The organism is Bradyrhizobium forestalis (assembly GCF_002795245.1).
Lineage (GTDB): Bacteria > Pseudomonadota > Alphaproteobacteria > Rhizobiales > Xanthobacteraceae > Bradyrhizobium > Bradyrhizobium forestalis.
Genome location: NZ_PGVG01000007.1, coordinates 182,177 through 201,879 on the forward strand (window position 1 = coordinate 182,177; position 19,703 = coordinate 201,879).

Sequence of the window (19,703 nt, forward strand, 5' to 3'; positions counted from 1 at the left end):
GCCGTCGCCCGGATGGAGCGAAGAAAGCGTGTATCGGAGCAAGTCCCTTCCCGGACTTCGCTCCAACCGGGCTGCGGCAAGGCATTCAATCGATGATGTGATAGCCGCCGTCGATGTAGAGCACGCCACCGGTGATCAGCTTGGCGCCGTCGAGCGCCAGGAAGGCGGTGGCGTTGCCGACATCATCGATGCTGACGAGGCTGCGCGATGGTGCCTTGGACTGCGCCTTGTCCATCAGCTCGTCGAACTCGGGAATGCCCGAGGCCGCGCGCGTGGCAAGCGGGCCCGGGGAGATCGCGTGCACGCGGATGCCTTTGGGCCCGAGTTCCGCGGCGGCGTAACGGACGGCGGCTTCCAGCGCGGCCTTGGCGACGCCCATGATGTTGTAGTTCTCCACCACCATCTGGCTGCCGTAGTAGGTCATCGTGAACATGGTGCCGCCGTTCTTCATCAGCGGCTCGGCCAGATGCGCCATCCGCAGGAACGACCAGCAGGAGACCTCCATGGTCTTGAGGAAGCCGTCGCGGCCGACATCGACGACACGGCCGTGCAGCGCCTCCTTGGGTGAGAAGGCGATCGAATGCAGCAGGAAATCAAGCTGGCCCCACTCCTTCGCGATCCTCGCGAACACCTGCTCGGTCTGGCCTTCGGTCATGACATCGAGCGGCATGAAGATCGGCGCCTGCAGCGCCTGCGCGAGCGGTTCGACATGCTTCTTGGCGCGGTCGTTGAGGTAAGTCACCGCAAGCTCCGCACCGAGCGCGCGAAACGCCCTGGCGCAGCCCCAGGCGATGGATTGATCGTTGGCGATGCCGACGACGAGGCCCTTCTTGCCCTTCAGCGCGATCTTGGTCTCCGGATAGACGGGAATCATGACGCCCTCGCTTGTTGGGGGTGGCTCGACGGTCTGTTCATGAGGAGCGACAAGGTATGCTGCGCGATCATCAGCTCCTCGTCGGTCGGCACGACGTAGACCGGAATGGAACCGTCGGACCGCGAAATCAGGCGCGCGTGCCTGGCGTTTTCCGTCTGGTCGAGGGTCATCCCGAGCCAACCGAGCTGGGCGACCACGCGTGCGCGAATGGTCGCGGAGTTCTCGCCGATGCCGGCCGTGAAGACGAAGGCGTCCAGACCCTGCAAGGCCGCCGCGAGCATGCCCGTGTTAAGGCCGATCCGGTAGACGAAATGGTCGATGGCCAGCTTCGCTTTGGGATCCTTGCTCGCTTCCAGCTCGCGCATGTCGTTGCTGACGCCGGAAAGCCCCTTCAAGCCGCAGTCGCGGTAGAGAAAATTCTGCATGTCGGAGGCCGACATACCCTTCTCGGTCATGAGATAGAGCACGACGCCGGGATCGATCTGGCCCGGCCGGGTGCCCATCGGCAGTCCGTCCAAGGCGGTGAAGCCCATGGTGCTTTCGACGCTTCGTCCGTTCTTGATCGCGCACATCGAGGCACCGCTGCCGAGATGCGCGACAATCACCCGCTGCTTCGCGAGGTCGGGCGCGATCTGCGATAGGGTCTTGGCGATATACTCGTAGGACAGTCCGTGAAAGCCGTAGCGCCGCACGCCCTCCGCATGGAGCTGGTGCGGGATTGCATAGTGATCGGCGACGGCAGCATGCGTGCGATGGAAGGCGGTATCGAAACAGGCGACCTGCGGCAGGGACGGGAAATTTGCGAGAACCGAGCGGATCGGCGCCAGATTGTGCGGTTGGTGCAATGGCGCGAGGCTGATGAACCGTTCCAGGCGGGCGACCACGCCGTGGTCGATCAGCACCGGCCGCTCATAGTCCGGCCCGCCATGCACGACGCGATGTCCGACGGCGATCGGGTGGATGCGAAGCTCCTCGCGCAGCCAATTGCCCGCAAGCCCCATCGCGGCCGGCACGTCCGCGACCGCCTCGATCGGGTACGCCCGATCGGCCATGGGATCGCCACTCGTCCCGCTGGCCCGCAACCGCGGACGGCTGCCGATGCCGTCGACCTGCCCCTTGATCTGTCGCCGCAGCCTGCCCTCGCCCTCGATCGAAAAGACCTGGAACTTGACGCTGGAGGAGCCGGCATTGACGACGAGGATGGTGTCCATGGCGGTCACGCGGCAATGGTTGGCGAATGCTGGCGCCGTCCGTGAGCGTAGAGTGCGGCCACCGCACAGGACGCCATCCGGGCGCGCGGGCTGTCCGCTCGCGAGGTGAGCACGACCGGCACGCGCGCGCCGAGCACGATGCCGGCACCGTCGGCCCTGGCGAAATAAGCGAGATTCTTTGCCAGCATGTTGCCGGCTTCGAGATCGGGAACGACCAGGATCTGCGCGCGGCCTGCGACCTCGGACTTGATGCCCTTGATGCGCGCCGCCTCCGGATCGATGGCGTTGTCGAAGGCCAGCGGTCCGTCCAGCAGCCCACCGGTGATCTGTCCGCGATCCGCCATCTTGCACAGCGCCGCCGCCTCGATCGTCGAGGGGATCTTTGCCGTGACGGTCTCGACCGCCGACAGGATCGCGACGCGCGGTTGCTTGCCGAAGCCGGTCTGGGTGTAGAGATCGATCGCGTTCTGGATGATGTCGCGCTTGGCATCGAGATCGGGGAAGATGTTGATGGCCGCATCGGTGACAAAGATCGTCTCGGCATAGGCCGGCACGTCCATCACGAAGACATGGCTGATGCGGCGCTTGGTGCGCAGGCCTCCAACCTTCGCGGTGACGGCCCGCATCAGCTCGTCGGTGTGCAAGCTTCCCTTCATCAGCATCTCGCCGCGGGCCGCGTGGATCAGCTCGACGCCTTTGGCGGCGGACTCATCACTGTGGGCGGCGTCGACGATCTCGAACCCCGCGACGTCGAGACCGAACTTCTTCGCCGTGTCCCCAATCTTGCCGGCGGGACCGACCAGGATCGGGCGAATGATGCCGGCCTGCGCACTGTCGATCGCGCCGCGCAGCGAGGTCTCGTCGCAGGGATGCACCACGATGGTCGGCATCGGTGGCAGTGCCTTCGCCGCCGCGATCAGCCGGTCATACTTGCTGGGAGATGGTGTTGCGTCCGTTGACATGATGCTGCTCCCGCTCCTCTCCCCGGCCGCTACGATGCTCTTGCCTTTGGATCGAAAGGGGCGACGTTCGACGACGCCTCCTCGTCGACGCCGAACAATGCGACAATGCGCTGGAGCCGGCTCGCACGTTCACCCGTGATCTCGCCGCTGGCTGACAGCACCTCGCGCATCGCGCCAAGAACCGCGCGCCGCTTGTTGAGGTCCTCCGGCAGCATCTTGGGAATCGCGGCCAGGGCTGCTTCGCGATCGAGCAACAGCAGGAAGAACTGCTCGCGCACCAGCATCTTGAACTGCGTCAGGGTCAATTGCGGACCGCTGTAGTCCCGGCGAACCTGCCGCAGCGCCTCGATGCTTCGTTCATCCACCATTCCCCGCGCCGAGCCAATGTAGAGCAGGCTGCGAATGGCCGCTTCGCGCAAGCCTCCCTCGCCAATCTTCGATTTCAGCTCGGCAATCTTCCCTTCGAGCATCGCACGGTGCTCCGCCGACATTTCGCGCCGGCGCGACGGCTCCGACTTCGGATCGATCCCGAGCGCCGCCTGCAGGGCCGGCGAACCGTACACGTTGAGGAAGACCGCCTCGCTGAGAGCTTCAGTCGCATCGCGCCAGCTGTCGAGGGCATGAACGATCTGCTTGGACATGTGCTCCTGGAAGGCCAGGAACGGATTGTCCTTCGACACCGGCTTGCGGTCGTCCTCGATCTCGTCGGCGGCCGACTTCACCGCGTTCATCAGCGGGTTCTTGCTGCTGAGCGCCTCGTACTGGAACCGCAGGGGATGCAGGTTGCGCATCGTCTCCGCCATCTCAGGCGTCACCATCTTCCTGATCCAGGGCTGAATGAATCTCTGATAGGCGGCCAGATTGATCTCGGAGACCCGCTTGGCGGCGGCAAATCGCCGCTCGTCCTCCGGCGAATTGCCACCCATGGCGCGGATGTCCTCGATCGTACGTGCCTCGCAGCGCATCACCCAATTGCCAACGACCATGTCCGAGCTCGCCGTCTCCTCACCCTTGGCTTCGAACGTCGCCTCGTAGAGCCCCGGCGGAAGCACGTCGATCAGGTCGATATTGCTGGAGAATTCAGCATGCTCCTTCTTGGCCACACCGCCGGAGACGAAGATGCCGAGATGGCCGATGCTTTCGTGAACGGTGTAGACGATGGTCTGCCCATAGGCCCTGATCTCGTCGACATCGGCGTAGCAATCGAGGATCCAGCCAAGCGCCTGTTGCGGCGGGGTGATGTTGTCGCCCTTCGAGCAGAACACCACGATCGGCGAGCGGATGTTACGCAGATCCACCTTCTGGCCGTCGGACATTTCGATCTTGCCGGCCGCGAGATTGTTGCCCACGAAAAGCTCGTCGACGATGAACTGGATCTCCTCGGCGTTCAGGTTGACGTGCCCGCCCCACCAGCGCTCGAATTCGAGGTAGCGGTCAGCCTCGCTGTCCACCTTGGAATAGACGTTGTATTGCTTGGTCCACAGCGTGTTCGATGGATTCTGGTTCTCGAAGTTCTGCACCAGCCACGCGCCGTCGAACTTGCCGCCGCCAAGATCGCTGGCGAGCGCGGTCAGCCAGCTTCCACCGAGCAGGCCCCCCGAATAACGCATCGGATATTTGCCGTGCACACCGGCCCAATAAGCGAGCGGCGCGCCGGCGACGATCAGCGGCCCGAACAGCTCCGGCCGCAGCGAGGCCAGGATCATGACGGCCCAGCCGGCCTGACAATTGCCGATCACGCAGGGCTTGCCGTCGGCCTTCGGATGCAGGCTGATGACTTTTTCGATGAAGAGCGCTTCGGCGCGCGCGATGCGCTCGATGGTCTGTCCCGGCATGGGCTCCGGCAAGAAACCGATGAAGTAGCAGGGATGCCCCGCCTTCATGGCGACGCCGATCTCGCTGTCGGCCTTGAAGCCGCCGATACCAGGGCCGTGGCCGGCGCGCGGATCGACGATGACGAATGGCCGCCGTTCAAGATCGAGTTCGACCCCCTTGGGCGGAATGATGCGGACCAGCGCATAATTGACCGGTGGATCAAGCCTGCGGCCGTCGATGATCAATTCCGCGGCAAATTGCAGAACGTGCGGCGCGGTCTGGGCGACGTGCTCGCGATATTGGTCCCCGCGCCGGCGCATGATGTCCAGGAACAGCACGCTGCGCTGTCCGGCATCGATCATGTATTCAACGGCCGAGGCGACGAGCCCGGAGATGGGACCGCCCGGTAGGCTTGGAGTTTCCATCGACATGTTCCGACCTCGCTCGCGTTTCGCTGCATACAAGGCGCGCTGCGCTGCGAAACGTTGATTTAGGTCAACAGGTCAAGATTTGGCGATCACGTTCGATGCCGCGCGGTCGAGGCGGATCCAGGCGACCGCAAGCTCCCAGCTCACCGATAGAATGATCGGTCCGATGAAAAGGCCCACCATGCCATGCGCCAACGTGCCGCCGATCACGCCGATCAGGATCACCAATGTCGGTGTGGTCAGGCCGCGCCCCATCACCAGCGGTTTCAAGATGTTGTCGAGCACGCCGACGATTCCCAGGAAAAGCGTCAGCAGCAGTGCCGTGGTGACGTCCTTCGCTGCCCAGATCCAAATGATCACCGGCAGCATCACGATCGCTCCGCCGATCTGTACGATAGACAGCAGCAATACAATGAACGCCAGAAGGCCGGCGATCGGAATGCCGGCGAGCTTGAATCCGATTCCGGCCAGCAGAGCCTGGATGACCGCGATACCGATCACGCCCTGCGATACCGCACGGATAGTTCCGCCTGCGAGGTCCAAGAAATGCTCGCTCTGCTCGGGAACGATCCGCGACAGAAATCCCCTGCCGGCCGCCACAAGATGTTGCCCATAAGGTAACATCAGTCCGGCCACCGCCACCGACAACAGGAACTTGATTGCGCCTACACCGGCATCGCCGGCAAGCCCCAATAGCGGGCCGGCGAACGGCTTCAGATAGGGCGTGATCTGGCGAAGTACAGAGCGGAGATTGGTCGAAGCCTCGTCCCAAAACGTATAGAGCTGCGGTCCAACCAGGGGCCAGCTCTGGATATTTTCGGGCGGCGACGGGATGGCGATCTCGCCAGCAGCCAGCTGCCCGGCAAAATCCTTGACCCCATCCACCGCGCCCATTCCAAGCCAGGTCGCCGGACCGATGAGAATCGCGAGACTGATTGCGGTGAGAAGCCCTGCCGCGAGCTTCGGGCGACCGCCTAAGGCCTTGGCAAGCAGCACGAAGACCGGATTGAGCGCGACCGCAAGCACGACGGCCCAGGCGAGGATCGTGACAAACGGTCGGATCAGGACGAGGGTCCAGATGATCAGAACAGCCAGCAGCCCAAGCCGGACGACAAGCTGGATCATGTCTTCGCCGGTCACCAGCTGACGAAGTGTCTTCACGGCCGCGCCTTTATTCCCGTCGAACGGCACACACGATCCGCACCCTAGCCGGCGCCTTTACAAAGCGATCTTGATCCAGATCAAGCGATCGAGCCGGCAAGAGGCCTGACTTGGGGCGCAGGCTTGGAAACCATCCGAGGTCGTCGTCGGAGATGGACGCTATGGACGAATACGGCGGTAAAGGGATTCTTGATCCGCAGATCGCGGCGGAGATCGAGCCGCTCGAGCCGCCTGACGAGCGCTCGAAGGACCGCCGCGGTCTTCGCTCTATCAGAGCTAAGCGGCCATTCGCAGCAAATCGACGATGTCGCCTTCGCCATTGAACGGACGCGGATTGGCTTTCACGAAGCGATGATTGATTGCGATCTTGCTGATCCCCTCGAACTTGTCCTCTCCGATGCCGACATCTGCAAGACGGCCAGGCAGTCCAAGTGTTCTGGCGAATTCCGAGAAAGCATCTGCGGCATCGCCGCCGGGGGCTCCGAGCGCCGCCGCCAAGCGCTTCTGCGCATCCTCGGTGAATGGCTTGTTGTAGCGAAGAAGGCTCGGCATGATGACTGGCGTGCAATAGTAGTGGGGAACGTCGAAAGTCCCTCCAAGCACGTGACCGATGCCGTGACTTGCCCCCATGGGAACGCGCGCCTGCAGCCCATATGAGGCAAGCCATGAGCCGTACTGAGACAGGCGACGAGCCTCGACATCATCGGGGCGATGCAGTGTCTGGAGCATTCCTTCGCGCAGGGCTCGGATACCCGCGAGCACGACTTCGTCCGCCAACGGGGTACCGGCAGGCGAGCACAACGCCTCGATGCCGTGATCCATCGAGCGCGTGCCCGATCCCATCCAGAGTTTTGAAGGGGTATGAAGCGTGAGGACGGGGTCGAGGATGATCGCCACCGGCATCATGTGGGGGTGAAAGAAGATCTGCTTCAGCTTGCTGCGCTCGTCGGTGACGAGCGCCGCGGCATTGTATTCGCCGCCATTCAGCGTGGATGGCACTGCGATCTGACGGACTGTCGGTGGGCGGAACGGAGAAACGCTCGCGCCTGGCCCCATTGGAAAGGGATCGAAGCCTGCTTCATCGCGGATGTCGTGCTCCATGGCCATGATGACGATCTTGGCGAGATCGACGGCAGAGCCACCACCGACAGCCACGACCAGGTCGGCCTGCGTCTCCTTTGCGTGGCGGGCAACCTCCGCAGCCTGCTTGCGCGTCGTATGCTGCGCTATCCCGTCGAAAGTCGCCACATGCTTGTCGCCGAGCGTGCGCCGGATTTTCTCGATCTCACCGGTCTGGGCATTCAAGGTTCGACTGACGATGAGGAAGACGCGCTTTGCCGTGAGCCGCTCCGCCTCTTCGTCGATGGCTTCAGATGCCGCTTTTCCATAGACGACGCGATCAATTGCGGGAAAATTGTGTACACCGGTCTTGCGCATTCTTGTCCTCCCATCGGAACGCTTGTCGAAGTCGAGATTATTGATCGATGACAATCGTCATTCTATCTTTCGCGATGCCGGACCCCGCGGAGCAACTCATTCGTGCCGGTGTCGACCTCGATCCGATCTTCTGCCACCCGCCTCGCTGCGTCGCGCGCCTTTAGGCTACCTTCAGAGCTTCCTCGCTGTCGGCGTCCAGGAATCCCGTAAGCCGCTCCCTGATCAGCCGCTCGGCATCCGCCATGATGCGGTCGATCAGCTCCTTCACCGTCGGAATGTCGTGAATGAGCCCGACGACCATGCCGCAGCTCCAGGCGCCCGCATCCATCTCGCCGTCGATCATCACCCTGGGATAGACGCCCGCCACCTGGTCATGGATGTCATCGATCTTGAGGCTCTTGCCCTTCTCTCGCTCGACATCGAGCAGATGCTCAACGCCCTTGTTATTCAAGACCCGCTCGGTATTCCGGAGCGCCCGCATCACCAGGCGTGTGTCGAGCTCGGATGCGGCGACCAACGCGTTCTTGACGTTCTCGTGCACCGGCGCTTCCTTGGTGGCGATAAAGCGCGTGCCCATGTTCATTCCCGCGGCGCCCATTGCGAGCGCCGCAACCAGGCTCCGCGCGTCTGCCATGCCGCCGGACGCAACGAAGGGAATCTTGAGTTCCTCGGCGGCACGCGGCAGCAGGATCATGTTGGGAATGTCGTCCTCCCCCGGATGACCGCCACACTCGAACCCATCGACGCTGACGGCATCGCAGCCGATCTGCTCGGCTTTCAGCGAATGCCGGACCGACGTGCATTTGTGGATCACCTTGATGCCGCCTGCCTTGAGCGCCGGCATGTACTGTTCGGGGCTGCGCCCGGCCGTTTCGACGATCTTGACACCGCCTTCCCTAATGGCCGCGATATATTCCGGATAGGGCGGCGCGCTGAAGGTCGGCAGGAAGGTCAGATTCACGCCGAACGGCTTGTCCGTCATGTCCCGGCAGCGTGCGATCTCCTTGGCCAGCAGCTCCGGCGTACGCTGCGTGAGGCCGGTGATCAGGCCAAGACCGCCCGCGTTCGACACTGCAGCCGCCATCTCGGCGAAGCCGACATAGTGCATGCCGCCCTGGATGATGGGATGCTCGATGCCGAACAGTTCAGTGATCGCTGTCTTCACGAAAGACCTCCCCGCGTTTCCGCTTACTGAATGATTTCAAACAGACCGGCCGCGCCCATGCCGCCGCCGATGCACATGGTCACCACGCCGTATTTCGCCTTGCGCCGGCGGCCCTCGATCAGGAGATGGCCGGTGAGGCGCGAACCGGTCATGCCGTAGGGGTGTCCGATCGCGATCGAGCCGCCATTGACGTTGAGCTTGTCGGGATCGATGCCGAGCTTGTCGCGGCAATAGATCACCTGCACCGCATAAGCTTCGTTGAGCTCCCAGAGATCGATGTCGTCGATCCTCAAGTTGTGGCGCTTGAGCAGGCGCGGGATCGCGGCGACCGGGCCGACGCCCATCTCGTCCGGCTCGACGCCGGCGGCGACGAAGCCGCGAAAGATGCCGAGCGGCTTCAGGCCCTTCCTGGCCGCGATCTTGTCGCTCATGATCACGCAGGCCGAAGCGCCGTCCGAAAGCTGGCTCGCATTGCCCGCGCTGATGGTCTTGCCTTCGAACACCGGCTTGATCTTGGCGAGGCCTTCGGCGGTGGTTTCCGGACGCGGGCCTTCGTCTTTGGTGAGCGTCACCTGCTCGTAGGTGATCTCCTTGGTGTCCTTGTTGACGAGCGCCATCCTGGTCGTGAAGGGCACGATCTCGTCGTTGAAGCGGCCGGCCTGCAACGCCGCGCCGACGCGCCGCTGGCATTCGAGGCTGTATTCATCCTGCTTGTCGCGGCCGATGTTGTAGCGCTCGGCGACGACCTCCGCCGTCTCGAGCATCGACATGTACATCTCGGGCTTCATCGCCATCAGCTCGTCGTCGACGGCGTGGAACTTGTTCATGTGCTCGTTCTGCACGAGGCTGATCGACTCGATCCCGCCGCCGATCGCGACCTCGACCCCGTCGAGCATCACCGACCGCGCGGCCACCGCGATGGCCTGCAGGCCGGACGCGCATTGCCGGTCGATGGTGGTGCCGGCGACCGTGACGGGCAGTCCGGCGCGGATCGCCCCCTTGCGCGCCACGTTCATCACCATGGTGCCCTGCTGCATGGCACAGCCCATCACCACGTCTTCCACCTCGCCCGGTGCGATGCCGGCGCGCTTCACCGCCTCGGCCATCACATGGCCGGCCATGGTCGGGCCATCCGTGTTGTTGAGGGCGCCGCGATAGGCCTTGCCGACGGCTGTCCTTGCGGTGGAAACGATGACTGCTTCAGTGGCCATGCTCGCCTCTTCTGTTTACGCGGCCGCGTCCAGCTGCGCGTAACGCAGCACATGGAACGCGGGATCGCCGAACTGGATGTTGATGGAGGAGATTCGCTTGAAATAGTGCCCGACGTTGAGCTCGTCGGTCATTCCCATGCCGCCGTGAAGCTGCACCGCCTGGTCGGCAACGAACTTGCCGGCATAGCCGATCTTCGACTTGGCGCCGGAGGCGAGCCGCGACAGGCCGGAATCACCGGCGCTGAGGCTGAGGCTGAAATGCTGCATCAGGGAGAGCGCCTCCTGATGAGCGATGAACATGTCGACCATGCGATGCTGGAGCACCTGGAAGGAGCCGATGGTGGTGCCGAACTGCTTGCGGGTCTTCGAATAGTCCAGCGTCGCGGCGTTCAGTTCGCCGATGGCGCCGACGGCTTCCGCGCACAGCGCGCCGATGGCGCGGTCGCGACCGGCTTCCAGCGCGGCAACGCCCTCGCCTTCCAGCCCGAGCAATTGCGCGCGGACCTCGCGCAGGCCGATCTCCGCGGCCCGCCGGCCGTCGATGGTCTTGAAGCTCTGGAGATCAAGGCCAGCGGCGCGGCGGTCGACCACGAACAGGCTGACGCCGCTGCGGTCACGGTCCTCGCCGGAGGTCCGCGCCGAGACGATGAGATAGTCCGCCCAGGGCGCCGCGAGCACCGTGGTCTTGGCGCCGCTCAGAACGTAGCCGCTGCCCTCGCGCCGTGCTCTTGTCGTGACATTGGCGAGGTCGAAACGGGATCCCTTCTCGGCCCAGGCCAGCGTCCAGATCTTGCTGCCGTCGATGATGCCCGAGATGAAGCTTTGCTGCTGTTCCGGCGTGCCGACGCGCTCGATCAGGCCGCCGGCCAGCACCACCGTCTCGATGAAAGGCTCGACGACGAGGTGACGGCCGAACTCATGCATGATGATCATGGTCGACAACGGACCGCCGCCGAGACCGCCGGCGTTCTCCGAGAACGGCGCGGCGAGCAGGCCGAGCTCGGCGAAGGCGTCCCATTGCTCGCGGCTGAAGCCGCCCTCGCTCGCCACGATCTTGCGCCGCGTCTCGAAATCATACCGGTCGCGCAGCAGGCGCTGGACGCTGGATCGCAGCAGCTCCTGCTCTTCCGTGAACTGAATATCCATCCGATCCTCCCGATCCGCCGTGGCTAGAGCCCGAGCACGGCTTTGGCGATGATGTTTCGCTGGATCTCGTTGGATCCGCCGTAGATGCTGAGCTTGCGCGCGTTCAGATATTTCTCCGAAGCGGTATGGCCGTAGTCGGGACCCGGCATGAAGTGGTTGGCGCTGACCGGATGCTCACGGATGGCAAGGCCGTAATTGCCGATGGCGCGATGGGTGAGCTCCGTGATGGCTTGGAAGATTTCGGTGCCACGGATCTTGAACAGCGAGGCCGCCGGACCGGGATCGATGCCGCGCGCCATCCGGGCGATGACGCGCAGCTCCGTCGCCTCGAGCGCCAGCACGTCGAGCTCAATGCGAGCGATGTCGCGTAGAAATTCGAGATGCGCCGGATCATCGGCCGGTATCTCGGCCTTCACGATCTGTTTCAGCTTGCCGATATAGCGAGTGGAGCGGCCGATGCCGGCCATGCTGGTGCGCTCGTTGCCGAGCAGGAACTTGGCGTAGGTCCAGCCCTTGTTCTCCTCGCCAACCAGGTTCGCGACCGGCACGCGGACATCCTCGAGGAAGACGTCGTTGACCTCGTGGCTGCCGTCAATCGTGATGATCGGCCGCACGGTGACGCCGGGCGACTTCATGTCGATCAGCAGGAAGGAGATGCCGGATTGCGGCTTGGCCTTCGGATCGGTCCGCACCAGGCAAAAGATCCAGTCGGCATGCTGCGCCAGCGTGGTCCAGGTCTTGTGGCCATTGACGATGTAATGATCACCGTCGCGCACCGCCTTGGTTCTGACGGTCGCGAGGTCCGAGCCGGAGCCCGGCTCCGAATAGCCCTGGCACCACCAATCCTCTCCGGACAGGATCCGCGGCAGGAATTTTTTCTTCTGCGCCTCGTTGCCGAAAGTGTAGATGACCGGGCCGACCATGGTGACGCTGAACGCCAGCGGCGGAAGCGTCCCGGCCCGGGAGGTTTCCTGCTCGAAGATGAAGCGCTGCGTGATCGACCATCCGGGGCCGCCATACTCCTTCGGCCACAGCGGCGCGAGCCAGCCCTTCTTGTAGAGAATGCGATGCCAGAGCAGCGACTGCTCCTTGCTCAGATCGGTCTCGGGGTTCGGAACGCGCATCTCCGCCGGATAATTGTCCGCGATGAAGGCGCGCACCTCATCGCGGAAAGCCGCGTCCTCTGCAGACAGCGCGAGCTCCATCGCCGATCCCTCACCACTTCTCGCCGAAGGGACGGATTTCCAGCTCGAACGTCCATGCGCTCTTCGGCTGCTGGTAGAGTTGCCAGTAGGACGCGGCGACCGATGCCGGCGGCATCAGGGCGTCCGGATCATCGAGTGCATTGGGACCGAGCGCCTCGAGCCGACGCTGCCGCACCCATTCCGTATCGACGCCGGAATCGATGATGAGGTGGGCGACGTGGATGTTCTTCGGACCCAATTCGCGAGCCATCGCCTGCGCCACCGCACGGAGGCCGAATTTCGCACTGGCAAAGGCGGCATAGCCGCTGCCGCCGCGGAGCGATGCCGTCGCGCCGGTGAAGAAGATGTTGCCGCCGCCGCGCTGCAACATCAGCCGTGCCGCCTCGCGGCCTGCCAAGAAGCCGGAATAGCAGGCCATCTCCCATACCTTCCGGAACACGCGTTCCGTGGTCTCCAGAATCGGGAAATTGACGTTCGCACCGATGTTGAAGATACACACTTCGAGTGGCGCATGCTTGTCTGCATCATTGAGGAAGGAGATGATCTCCTCCTCCTTGCGCGCATCCAGGGAGCGGGCATGGATCTCGCCGCCGGCGGCCTCGATGTCCTTGACCAGTGGCGCCAGCTTGTCGCCGTTGCGGCGACCGGCGAACACAGTGAATCCCTCGGAGGCGAACTTCTTGGCGATCTCGCCGCCGATATAGTCGCCGGCACCAATCACTGCCACTGTCGCGTTTCTCTTCTGCACGGGTCGTCTCCCGGTTAGGTTAGATCTGTCGAAGCTGTTTTGCCCGCACCACAGCACCCGGCTCGATGCCGCGGCCTTACCATGACCATCCGACTGCTCGCGGCATCGACCGCGCCTGGAATGTCCGCCATGGTCACCTCCCAAATGATTGAGCCGGCGCGTACACCGCCCCATGCACAATGGGGATTTAACGTTCTTTTTTAGAACTCGTCAATCGCTAAATTCTGAAAGCCGGCTGTACGAGAACCGGGCAGTTTTACTGCCGTTTTAGACGATCCAAACGATTCATTTACAGCGCGACGGGAACGGTTGCTAATAAGTTCGAAATTAGAACTCATAGGAGGAGCAGCATGGGAGAGGGTTGCAGGATGGCGATCCTGGTGGGTGCGGGCGATGCGATCGGCGCGGCGCCGAAGGCGGCTATACCGTATGCATCCGCCGGCGCGACGCCGGCAAATCGCAACGGCTTGTGGACGAACTGACCGCTGCCGGCCGGCTGTCGCGCAACTACGCCGGCGACGGCGATCAGCAGCACACTGCTCGCCGTCCCAAGCTTCAGAGCGGCGACGATTTCCTCCCGGGCTGGCTCATGTATTCACCTTCGATTTTCTGCGGAGGGGACTGAGGCTTGTTCGCGCAGCCCTGAGTGGGCGGCTTCGTCGTCGGCGCTACGCCCTCTCACGGGCAGGCAACCTGGTCTGCTCAAGGATGGACTCCTCGACGTCGCGGAGCTGGTCCTTGCCGAAGAACATTTCCTTTCCGACGAAGAAGGTTGGCGAACCGAACGCTCCCCGGCTGACTGCGTCGTTGGTCAAATCGATCAGCCTCTTCTTGACGTCATCCTGCTGCGCACGGGCGATTAATCGATCGATATCGACGCCGGAGGAGATGAAGGCACTCCTGAAGATCTGGAGATCATCCATCTTCTTCGGCTCTTCCCACATATGGTGGTAGGCGGCTCGGAAATACGGCTCGAACATGCCTTCGAATTGGGCCGCGACGGCGCCGCGCATCAGCATCAGCGTATTGACGGGGAAGAACGGATTCTGGCGAAACTTCGTGACATTGTGGCGGCGGATGAACCGCTGGGTCTCCAGCGCCTGATATTCCGGCTTGTTCTTGATCCCGCGAAGCGAGTCGAATGGCGACATGTTGCCCGTCGCCTTGTAGATGCCGCCAAGCAGTACGGGGACGTAGTCGAACTTCACGCCGGTGCGCTGCTCGATGCCTGGGATAGCCACCTCCGCCAAATAAGCATTCGGGCTGCCGAAATCGAACTGAAATTCCACCTTCAGGATCATGTCGGCTTCCTCCGAGACCGTTGGCAAAATGCTGGCATCCGGGGCTCAGCACCTCAACCATATAGTTCTAAAACAGAACTGTCAAATCGCCCGGGAATGGCCCGTTTTGCCTGATCTGGAGGGGGATTGTTTGAAATTTAGTACCTATCTAGAATGCAAGAAGGCCGTGCCGGCCTCCCTGACGATTCGCGCCCCGCGACGGGCCGCTGGAGTTGAATGAATGAAGTGGAAGGAGCTCGAGGAAGAGCCGTGTTCGATGGCCCGCACCATCGGCGTGATCGGCGATCGCTGGACTCTTCTGATCTTGCGCGAATGCTTTCTGCGCACCCGCCGCTTCGAGGGCTTCCAGTCGGCCCTCGGTATCACGCGCCACCTGCTGGCCGAGCGGCTGAAGAAACTGGTACGGCAGGGCATTCTGCGCCGCATTCCCTACCAGGAATCCCCCAAGCGCCACGAATACATCCTGACTCAAAAGGGGCTCGATCTGTATCCGATCATGATGGCGATCGTGCATTGGGGCGATACCCACATGGTCGACGAGCGCGGCAGGCCGTTGCTGCACCAGCACCGCAAGTGCGGCAAGGACTTCGATCCGGTCATGGTGTGCTCCGAGTGCGGCGAGCCGCTTTCGGCCAAGGAGGTCCACACCCACCCGGGGCCGGGCGCCCGTAGCACCCCACCGAACCCGGCGTCCGCGGCCTCGAAGGCGAAGGCGCGCTCCCGCGCCGCTTAAGGCGCGCGGATCCATGATCTCTCGCCAGCTGTAACAGGCGGGCAGCCGATGTCGCCCCTATACCCGGATTACATCTGGAGCCGGTTCGCGCGTGTAGAGACGTTCAACTTGTTCGGATCGGACCTTCAGCACGGCGCGCTGGTTGACATAGGCCTTGTCGGTGATCTCTCCTGCCGCCATTGATGGCGGATCTTTTAGCAGGATGAAGGAGCAGATCTTTTCACTGCTTCCGGTGGTCTCGTTGTAGTCCCGAAAGCGATCCTTCAGGAACTGAATGACGAGAGGATCGCAAGTCAGATCCCCGGCTGGAGCCGCCGAGATCCGGGCCGCCTCGGTCGGGTTCAACCAGCACAGCAGCCCGCATGCCTCGCGATTCTCGCCGGCAACGACAATGTCCAGCAAGACTCCGCGCGTCGCGGCCAGGATCGCCGCGCGCATGTTTCCGATCGAGACCCAGGTGCCGTTCGCGAGCTTGAAATTCTCCGAGATTCGCCCTGTAAAGCGCAGCCCCAGCTCTGGCCGATCCGGGTCCAAGAACGAGACCGTATCCCCGATCCTGTAGAAGCCTTCTTCATCGAATGCCCTTTCCGTCAAATCCGGCCGGCCGAGATAACCAGGCGTGACGTTGGGCCCCTTGACCCTGGCCTCGTACGTATCGGAAACGGGAAGCAACTTGAGCTGAAGTCCCGGCGCGGGAAGCCCAATCTCCCCCGGACGGTCCGTCGCCCAATGCGTCGTACTGATCGTCGGCGCCGTTTCGGTCGTGCCGTACCCCGACATCACCGGAATCCGCCGTCCGGCTATTGACGATGTCAACCGATACAGTTTCTCAAGCGTGTCTTGCGAGATTGCAGCCCCCGCATAGGTCATGCGATCCATCCGCTTGAACACGCTGGCGCCGAGCTCGGGGTCTTTCTCGATTGCGTCGCAAAGCAGATTGTAACCGGCAGGTACATTGAACATGGCGGTCGGCGAAATCTCCTTGAGATTGGCAAGCGTCTTGTGAAACAGCTGCGGCACCGGCCGCCCATCGTCGATATAAAGCGTCCCGCCGTTCTTGAGGATGCCATGAAGAATGACGTTGCTGCCCATCGTGTGGTGCCAGGGCAACCACTCCACCTGGATCGGCGCCGCCGGAGGTGACACCAACTGAGTGCTCATTTGCAGCGAGCTTGCCATCATGCGGTGGGTGTTGAGCACCCCCTTCGGAGAGCCCGTCGAACCTGACGTGAAGAGAATCTTGGCAACATGGTCGCAAGAGACTGCGCGGGAAGCCTGGGCAAATCCCTCATTCCCGGCTCCGTCAGTCAGGGCACGGAAAGGTACGGTGTCTGGCGCGCCGTCTACACTGATCCATGTCGCGGTTGCCAGCTCGGGTATGGAGCGGCCGGCGGAGAAGTCACGTCCGCTTTGAGCAAACACGAAATTCGGCCGCAGCACTTCAGCCACTTCCTTGAGACGCGCAAGTCCCCCGGGCATCAGCGTGTAGTTCGGCGATATCGGCGCCAGGATAACTCCCATCGACATCGCCGCAAACGAAATCACCGCGTTCTCGATCGAGTTTCCCGACAGGATTGCCAGCTTGTCGGCCGGCTTGGCACCCATATCGATCAGGCTCTGGCCGACCGCCTGAACCCGAGACCATGCCTCACCGTAGGTGATCTCGTCCCATCCGCCCTTCACATCGCGCTGCGCGAGGAAAACCCGGTTCGGAGCGGCGTCGGCCCATCTCGGCAGAAAATCGGTGATGCGCCAGTCACAGGGCTTCCATTCAAGAGGAGAGCTCAACACGAGCGTGCCGTCGGACCGGCGTTCGATTCGGAGCTCCCTTGGCGCAAACTTCAGTGCCGTCGTCGACATCGCAATGATCTCCTGAATTTCCGGAGGCCGATTCCGCGCGCTGCACGCGTCATGTTGCGCAGGCGCCGGCGGCCGCTGCAGTTATCGATACGTCCGTCACAATGCCTGCTGCGGGCTCATTCGGACCTGGCGTCCAGCACATCCCCGAAGGCTTCCCAGGTGGCGCCGTTCCATCGCTGCAGACGCATCTGCGTCCAGATCATGTTCTCGGTTTCGCTGGTGTTGACCTTGATGCCCGGCAGCGCGGTGGGAACGACGAAATCCCTGAGATTTTTGGCTTGCGCCAGGATGTTCTTGCGAGAGAGATCATCTCCGCATTGCTTGAGGATCTGCTCGAGCAGGATGCCCTGCTGGTAACCGGTCAGATAGCTGCCGTTGGTGATATCGACGCCGGACAAATACTTGTCGACAAACGCCCGATATGCCCGCATGCCAGGATCATCCTTCCACGTGGGATCCACGACATCCTTGTTGATGGTTCCAACGATCACTCCGACCGATTTGTCGAGCCCGGCCGGAGTGAGAGTGCCCCCAACCGAACTGGACGGAAAGTTGACAACGACAGTTGCTTTCCAGCCGATCAAAAAGGCTTGCCGGATCGCCTGTGCCGCGAACTTCGGCGTGCCAGCGATCAGCAGGGCCTCGGCACCGGAGCTCTTGAGATTGGTGATCTGCGAATCGACAGTCGGTTCGGTGACCTCATAAGACGCGGTGACGACCTTGCGATCGTAATCCTTGCCGAGAAACGCCTTGAAGGCATTGACATAGTCTTTGCCGAGGTCGTCGTTCTGGTAGAGGATCGCATATTTGGCGTTCGGCAGAGCCTTCGTCAGGTACTTGGCGTAGATCTTTCCTTCCGTATCGTAGCTGACGAGACCCGTCGTGATCAGCGGGTAATTGGCGACGTCGGTGAACTTGGACGATCCGCTGACGATCGCGATGCTGGGTACCCCTTTCGACTTCAGGTATTTTGCCGTCGCCGAAATGGCGGGAGTGCCGAGCTGACCGAACATGAATGCAATTTCATCGCTCTCAACGAGCTTACGAACTTGCTCCACCGCCTTCGGCGGGCTGTACGCATCGTCATAGGCAATGTAGTTGATCTTGCGTCCGTTGATGCCGCCGCGATCATTCACCGATTGAATGTAGGCGATCAGGCCCTTGCCCACGAGGCCTATCGATGATGCCGGTCCACTAAACGGAAACACCCCGCCGATCTTGATCTCGGTCGCCGTGACCCCGGGCTCGTCAGCTGCTAACGCCGGCCCGCTAAAGAGCAAAACCAGAGCAGCAAGCACCTTCCACTTCGCCAACATTGCCTATCCTCCCTTGATGCCTATCTGCCCGGGCACGTCGTTGCTTTTGTGGCGCCGCTGATCGCCCTGCCTCGCCGCCGAACCAAGCCTGCGGCCGTTGAAGCTCGGCCGTCTTACCTGAAATCATACAGTTCTTTTTTAGAACTGGTCAAGCACTTAGATGTCGTCCGGTTCAGCGACTACGAGCCTGCTTGCTGGTGGTCGGCGAGCCGCCGTTCTGACAGATTCATCAAGGATATAAGCCAATTTTTTAAGCTTATAGGATGTGCTGACAAGCCAATCCGCCGATCGAGAGACGCACCGGCAATTGCCAATTCTTAAATTCTATTATGAAACGATATCGGCTGGCACAAGCACCTTGGCCCGGGACAGCTTCGCACCATTTGCCACACGCCAACCAGGCGATAGCCGCGGCCGACCGTGGCGACGAGCATGTCGCGCGCAGAGCCAAAAGCCTTCCGGATCGCCGCGATGTGCACGCGGAGCGCGCTCTCCTCGACGAAGGCTCCCTGCACGATCGCGCGATCGAGTCTGACATCGGTGACAGGATTGCCTGCGACAACGCACAAAGTATTCGTCGATAGACTGGCCACTATGTCCTGCAGTCGGCCATCTTCTCGCGAGCGTGATGCACACGCACGAGTTTTGCCCGCCGGACGACCTATATATCTCGGCATAGAACATAATTCCGGAAACGCCATCAGCCGAGCAGCGATCTCTCGCCTAGCGACTCCGCACGAGACAACAATGGAGAATCGCTATGAACGCATTGAAGATCCTGATCGCTGCGGCACTGATCTCAACAGCGACACTGTCGTCCGCCTCCGCCGCCTGGTCCTTCGCCGACCAGGAGCCGGCGGCCTATGCCTCGATGTATCCCGACCGCGACGTGCTGAATGGCGGCGCGTTGACACCGGCAGGACGGATGGGCCTCGAGCGCCCCGGTGGCGCAGCTCCCGTGTTTGGCGCGGGTCAGGTGCACGGCTACAACCGGCGCCGATGACAAGGTGGAGCGAGCAGACATGATGCAGCCTGCAGGTGCAGGCGACCATCGTCCGCGATCACGAACGGAGTACGTCCGCGTCATGCGCGCGCAATCGCCACGAATATCGCGCGCATGACTCCGTGCA

At 62.3% G+C, this 19,703-nt stretch carries 17 protein-coding genes; 2 read left to right on the top strand and 15 right to left on the bottom strand.

Features of this window, described 5'->3' with window-relative positions; all coding sequences use genetic code 11:
• Positions 1-85 precede the first annotated feature (85 nt).
• The 13 genes from fabI to CVM73_RS11440 all read right to left on the bottom strand — a co-directional run bounded on the left by fabI (position 86) and on the right by CVM73_RS11440 (position 14,664).
• Positions 86-874 (bottom strand): enoyl-ACP reductase FabI, encoded by a 789-nt coding sequence (gene fabI / locus CVM73_RS11380; protein ID WP_100232090.1) that lies wholly within the window; start codon positions 872-874, stop codon positions 86-88.
• Entirely contained in the window at positions 871-2,085 is a 1,215-nt protein-coding gene (locus tag CVM73_RS11385; protein ID WP_100232091.1) for an acetate/propionate family kinase, read from the bottom strand. Before CVM73_RS11385 ends, fabI begins: the two co-directional genes overlap by 4 nt.
• Before the next feature lie 5 nt (positions 2,086-2,090).
• Complete coding sequence (locus tag CVM73_RS11390) at positions 2,091-3,047, bottom strand: phosphate acetyltransferase (protein ID WP_100232092.1); 957 nt, start codon at positions 3,045-3,047, stop codon at positions 2,091-2,093.
• A 29-nt stretch (positions 3,048-3,076) separates the two neighbouring features.
• Positions 3,077-5,293, bottom strand: a complete 2,217-nt coding sequence (locus CVM73_RS11395) for a DUF3141 domain-containing protein (protein WP_100232093.1) — start codon at positions 5,291-5,293, stop codon at positions 3,077-3,079.
• Positions 5,294-5,365: 72 nt separating this feature from the next.
• Positions 5,366-6,415: an AI-2E family transporter gene (locus CVM73_RS11400; RefSeq protein WP_100232159.1), complete on the bottom strand. Its 1,050-nt coding sequence runs from the start codon at positions 6,413-6,415 to the stop codon at positions 5,366-5,368.
• Positions 6,416-6,727: 312 nt separating this feature from the next.
• Positions 6,728-7,888 carry an iron-containing alcohol dehydrogenase gene (locus CVM73_RS11405; protein ID WP_100232094.1) on the bottom strand — a complete coding sequence of 387 codons (1,161 nt, stop codon included), beginning with the start codon at positions 7,886-7,888 and terminating at the stop codon, positions 6,728-6,730.
• Between the two features lie 160 nt (positions 7,889-8,048).
• Positions 8,049-9,053: an NAD(P)H-dependent flavin oxidoreductase gene (locus CVM73_RS11410; protein ID WP_100232095.1), complete on the bottom strand. Its 1,005-nt coding sequence runs from the start codon at positions 9,051-9,053 to the stop codon at positions 8,049-8,051.
• A 23-nt stretch (positions 9,054-9,076) separates the two neighbouring features.
• Positions 9,077-10,264 (bottom strand): acetyl-CoA C-acyltransferase, encoded by a 1,188-nt coding sequence (locus tag CVM73_RS11415; RefSeq protein WP_100232096.1) that lies wholly within the window; start codon positions 10,262-10,264, stop codon positions 9,077-9,079.
• Between the two features lie 15 nt (positions 10,265-10,279).
• A complete protein-coding gene (locus CVM73_RS11420; RefSeq protein WP_100232097.1) occupies positions 10,280-11,410 on the bottom strand; it encodes an acyl-CoA dehydrogenase family protein in 1,131 nt (376 codons plus the stop codon).
• Between the two features lie 23 nt (positions 11,411-11,433).
• A complete protein-coding gene (locus CVM73_RS11425) occupies positions 11,434-12,615 on the bottom strand; it encodes an acyl-CoA dehydrogenase family protein (protein ID WP_100232098.1) in 1,182 nt (393 codons plus the stop codon).
• 10 nt (positions 12,616-12,625) lie between these two features.
• Positions 12,626-13,363 (bottom strand): SDR family oxidoreductase, encoded by a 738-nt coding sequence (locus CVM73_RS11430; protein ID WP_100232099.1) that lies wholly within the window; start codon positions 13,361-13,363, stop codon positions 12,626-12,628.
• 334 nt (positions 13,364-13,697) lie between these two features.
• A complete protein-coding gene (locus CVM73_RS41625; protein ID WP_158237564.1) occupies positions 13,698-13,898 on the bottom strand; it encodes a hypothetical protein in 201 nt (66 codons plus the stop codon).
• 133 nt (positions 13,899-14,031) lie between these two features.
• Entirely contained in the window at positions 14,032-14,664 is a 633-nt protein-coding gene (locus CVM73_RS11440) for a 2-hydroxychromene-2-carboxylate isomerase (protein WP_100232100.1), read from the bottom strand.
• 220 nt (positions 14,665-14,884) lie between these two features.
• Here CVM73_RS11440 and CVM73_RS11445 point away from each other — a divergent pair, with 220 nt between their 5' ends.
• Entirely contained in the window at positions 14,885-15,397 is a 513-nt protein-coding gene (locus CVM73_RS11445; protein WP_100232101.1) for a winged helix-turn-helix transcriptional regulator, read from the top strand.
• A 57-nt stretch (positions 15,398-15,454) separates the two neighbouring features.
• Here CVM73_RS11445 and CVM73_RS11450 read toward each other — a convergent pair whose 3' ends face one another.
• Together CVM73_RS11450 and CVM73_RS11455 are read right to left on the bottom strand one after the other, a co-directional pair.
• Positions 15,455-17,257: an AMP-binding protein gene (locus CVM73_RS11450; protein WP_100232102.1), complete on the bottom strand. Its 1,803-nt coding sequence runs from the start codon at positions 17,255-17,257 to the stop codon at positions 15,455-15,457.
• 116 nt (positions 17,258-17,373) lie between these two features.
• Positions 17,374-18,573, bottom strand: coding sequence for an ABC transporter substrate-binding protein (locus CVM73_RS11455; RefSeq protein ID WP_100232103.1), 1,200 nt, complete (start codon positions 18,571-18,573; stop codon positions 17,374-17,376).
• Positions 18,574-19,333: 760 nt separating this feature from the next.
• On the opposite strand from CVM73_RS11455, the gene CVM73_RS11465 reads away from it, so the two are divergent.
• Positions 19,334-19,576, top strand: coding sequence for a hypothetical protein (locus CVM73_RS11465; RefSeq protein WP_100232105.1), 243 nt, complete (start codon positions 19,334-19,336; stop codon positions 19,574-19,576).
• The last annotated feature ends 127 nt before the right edge of the window (positions 19,577-19,703 follow it).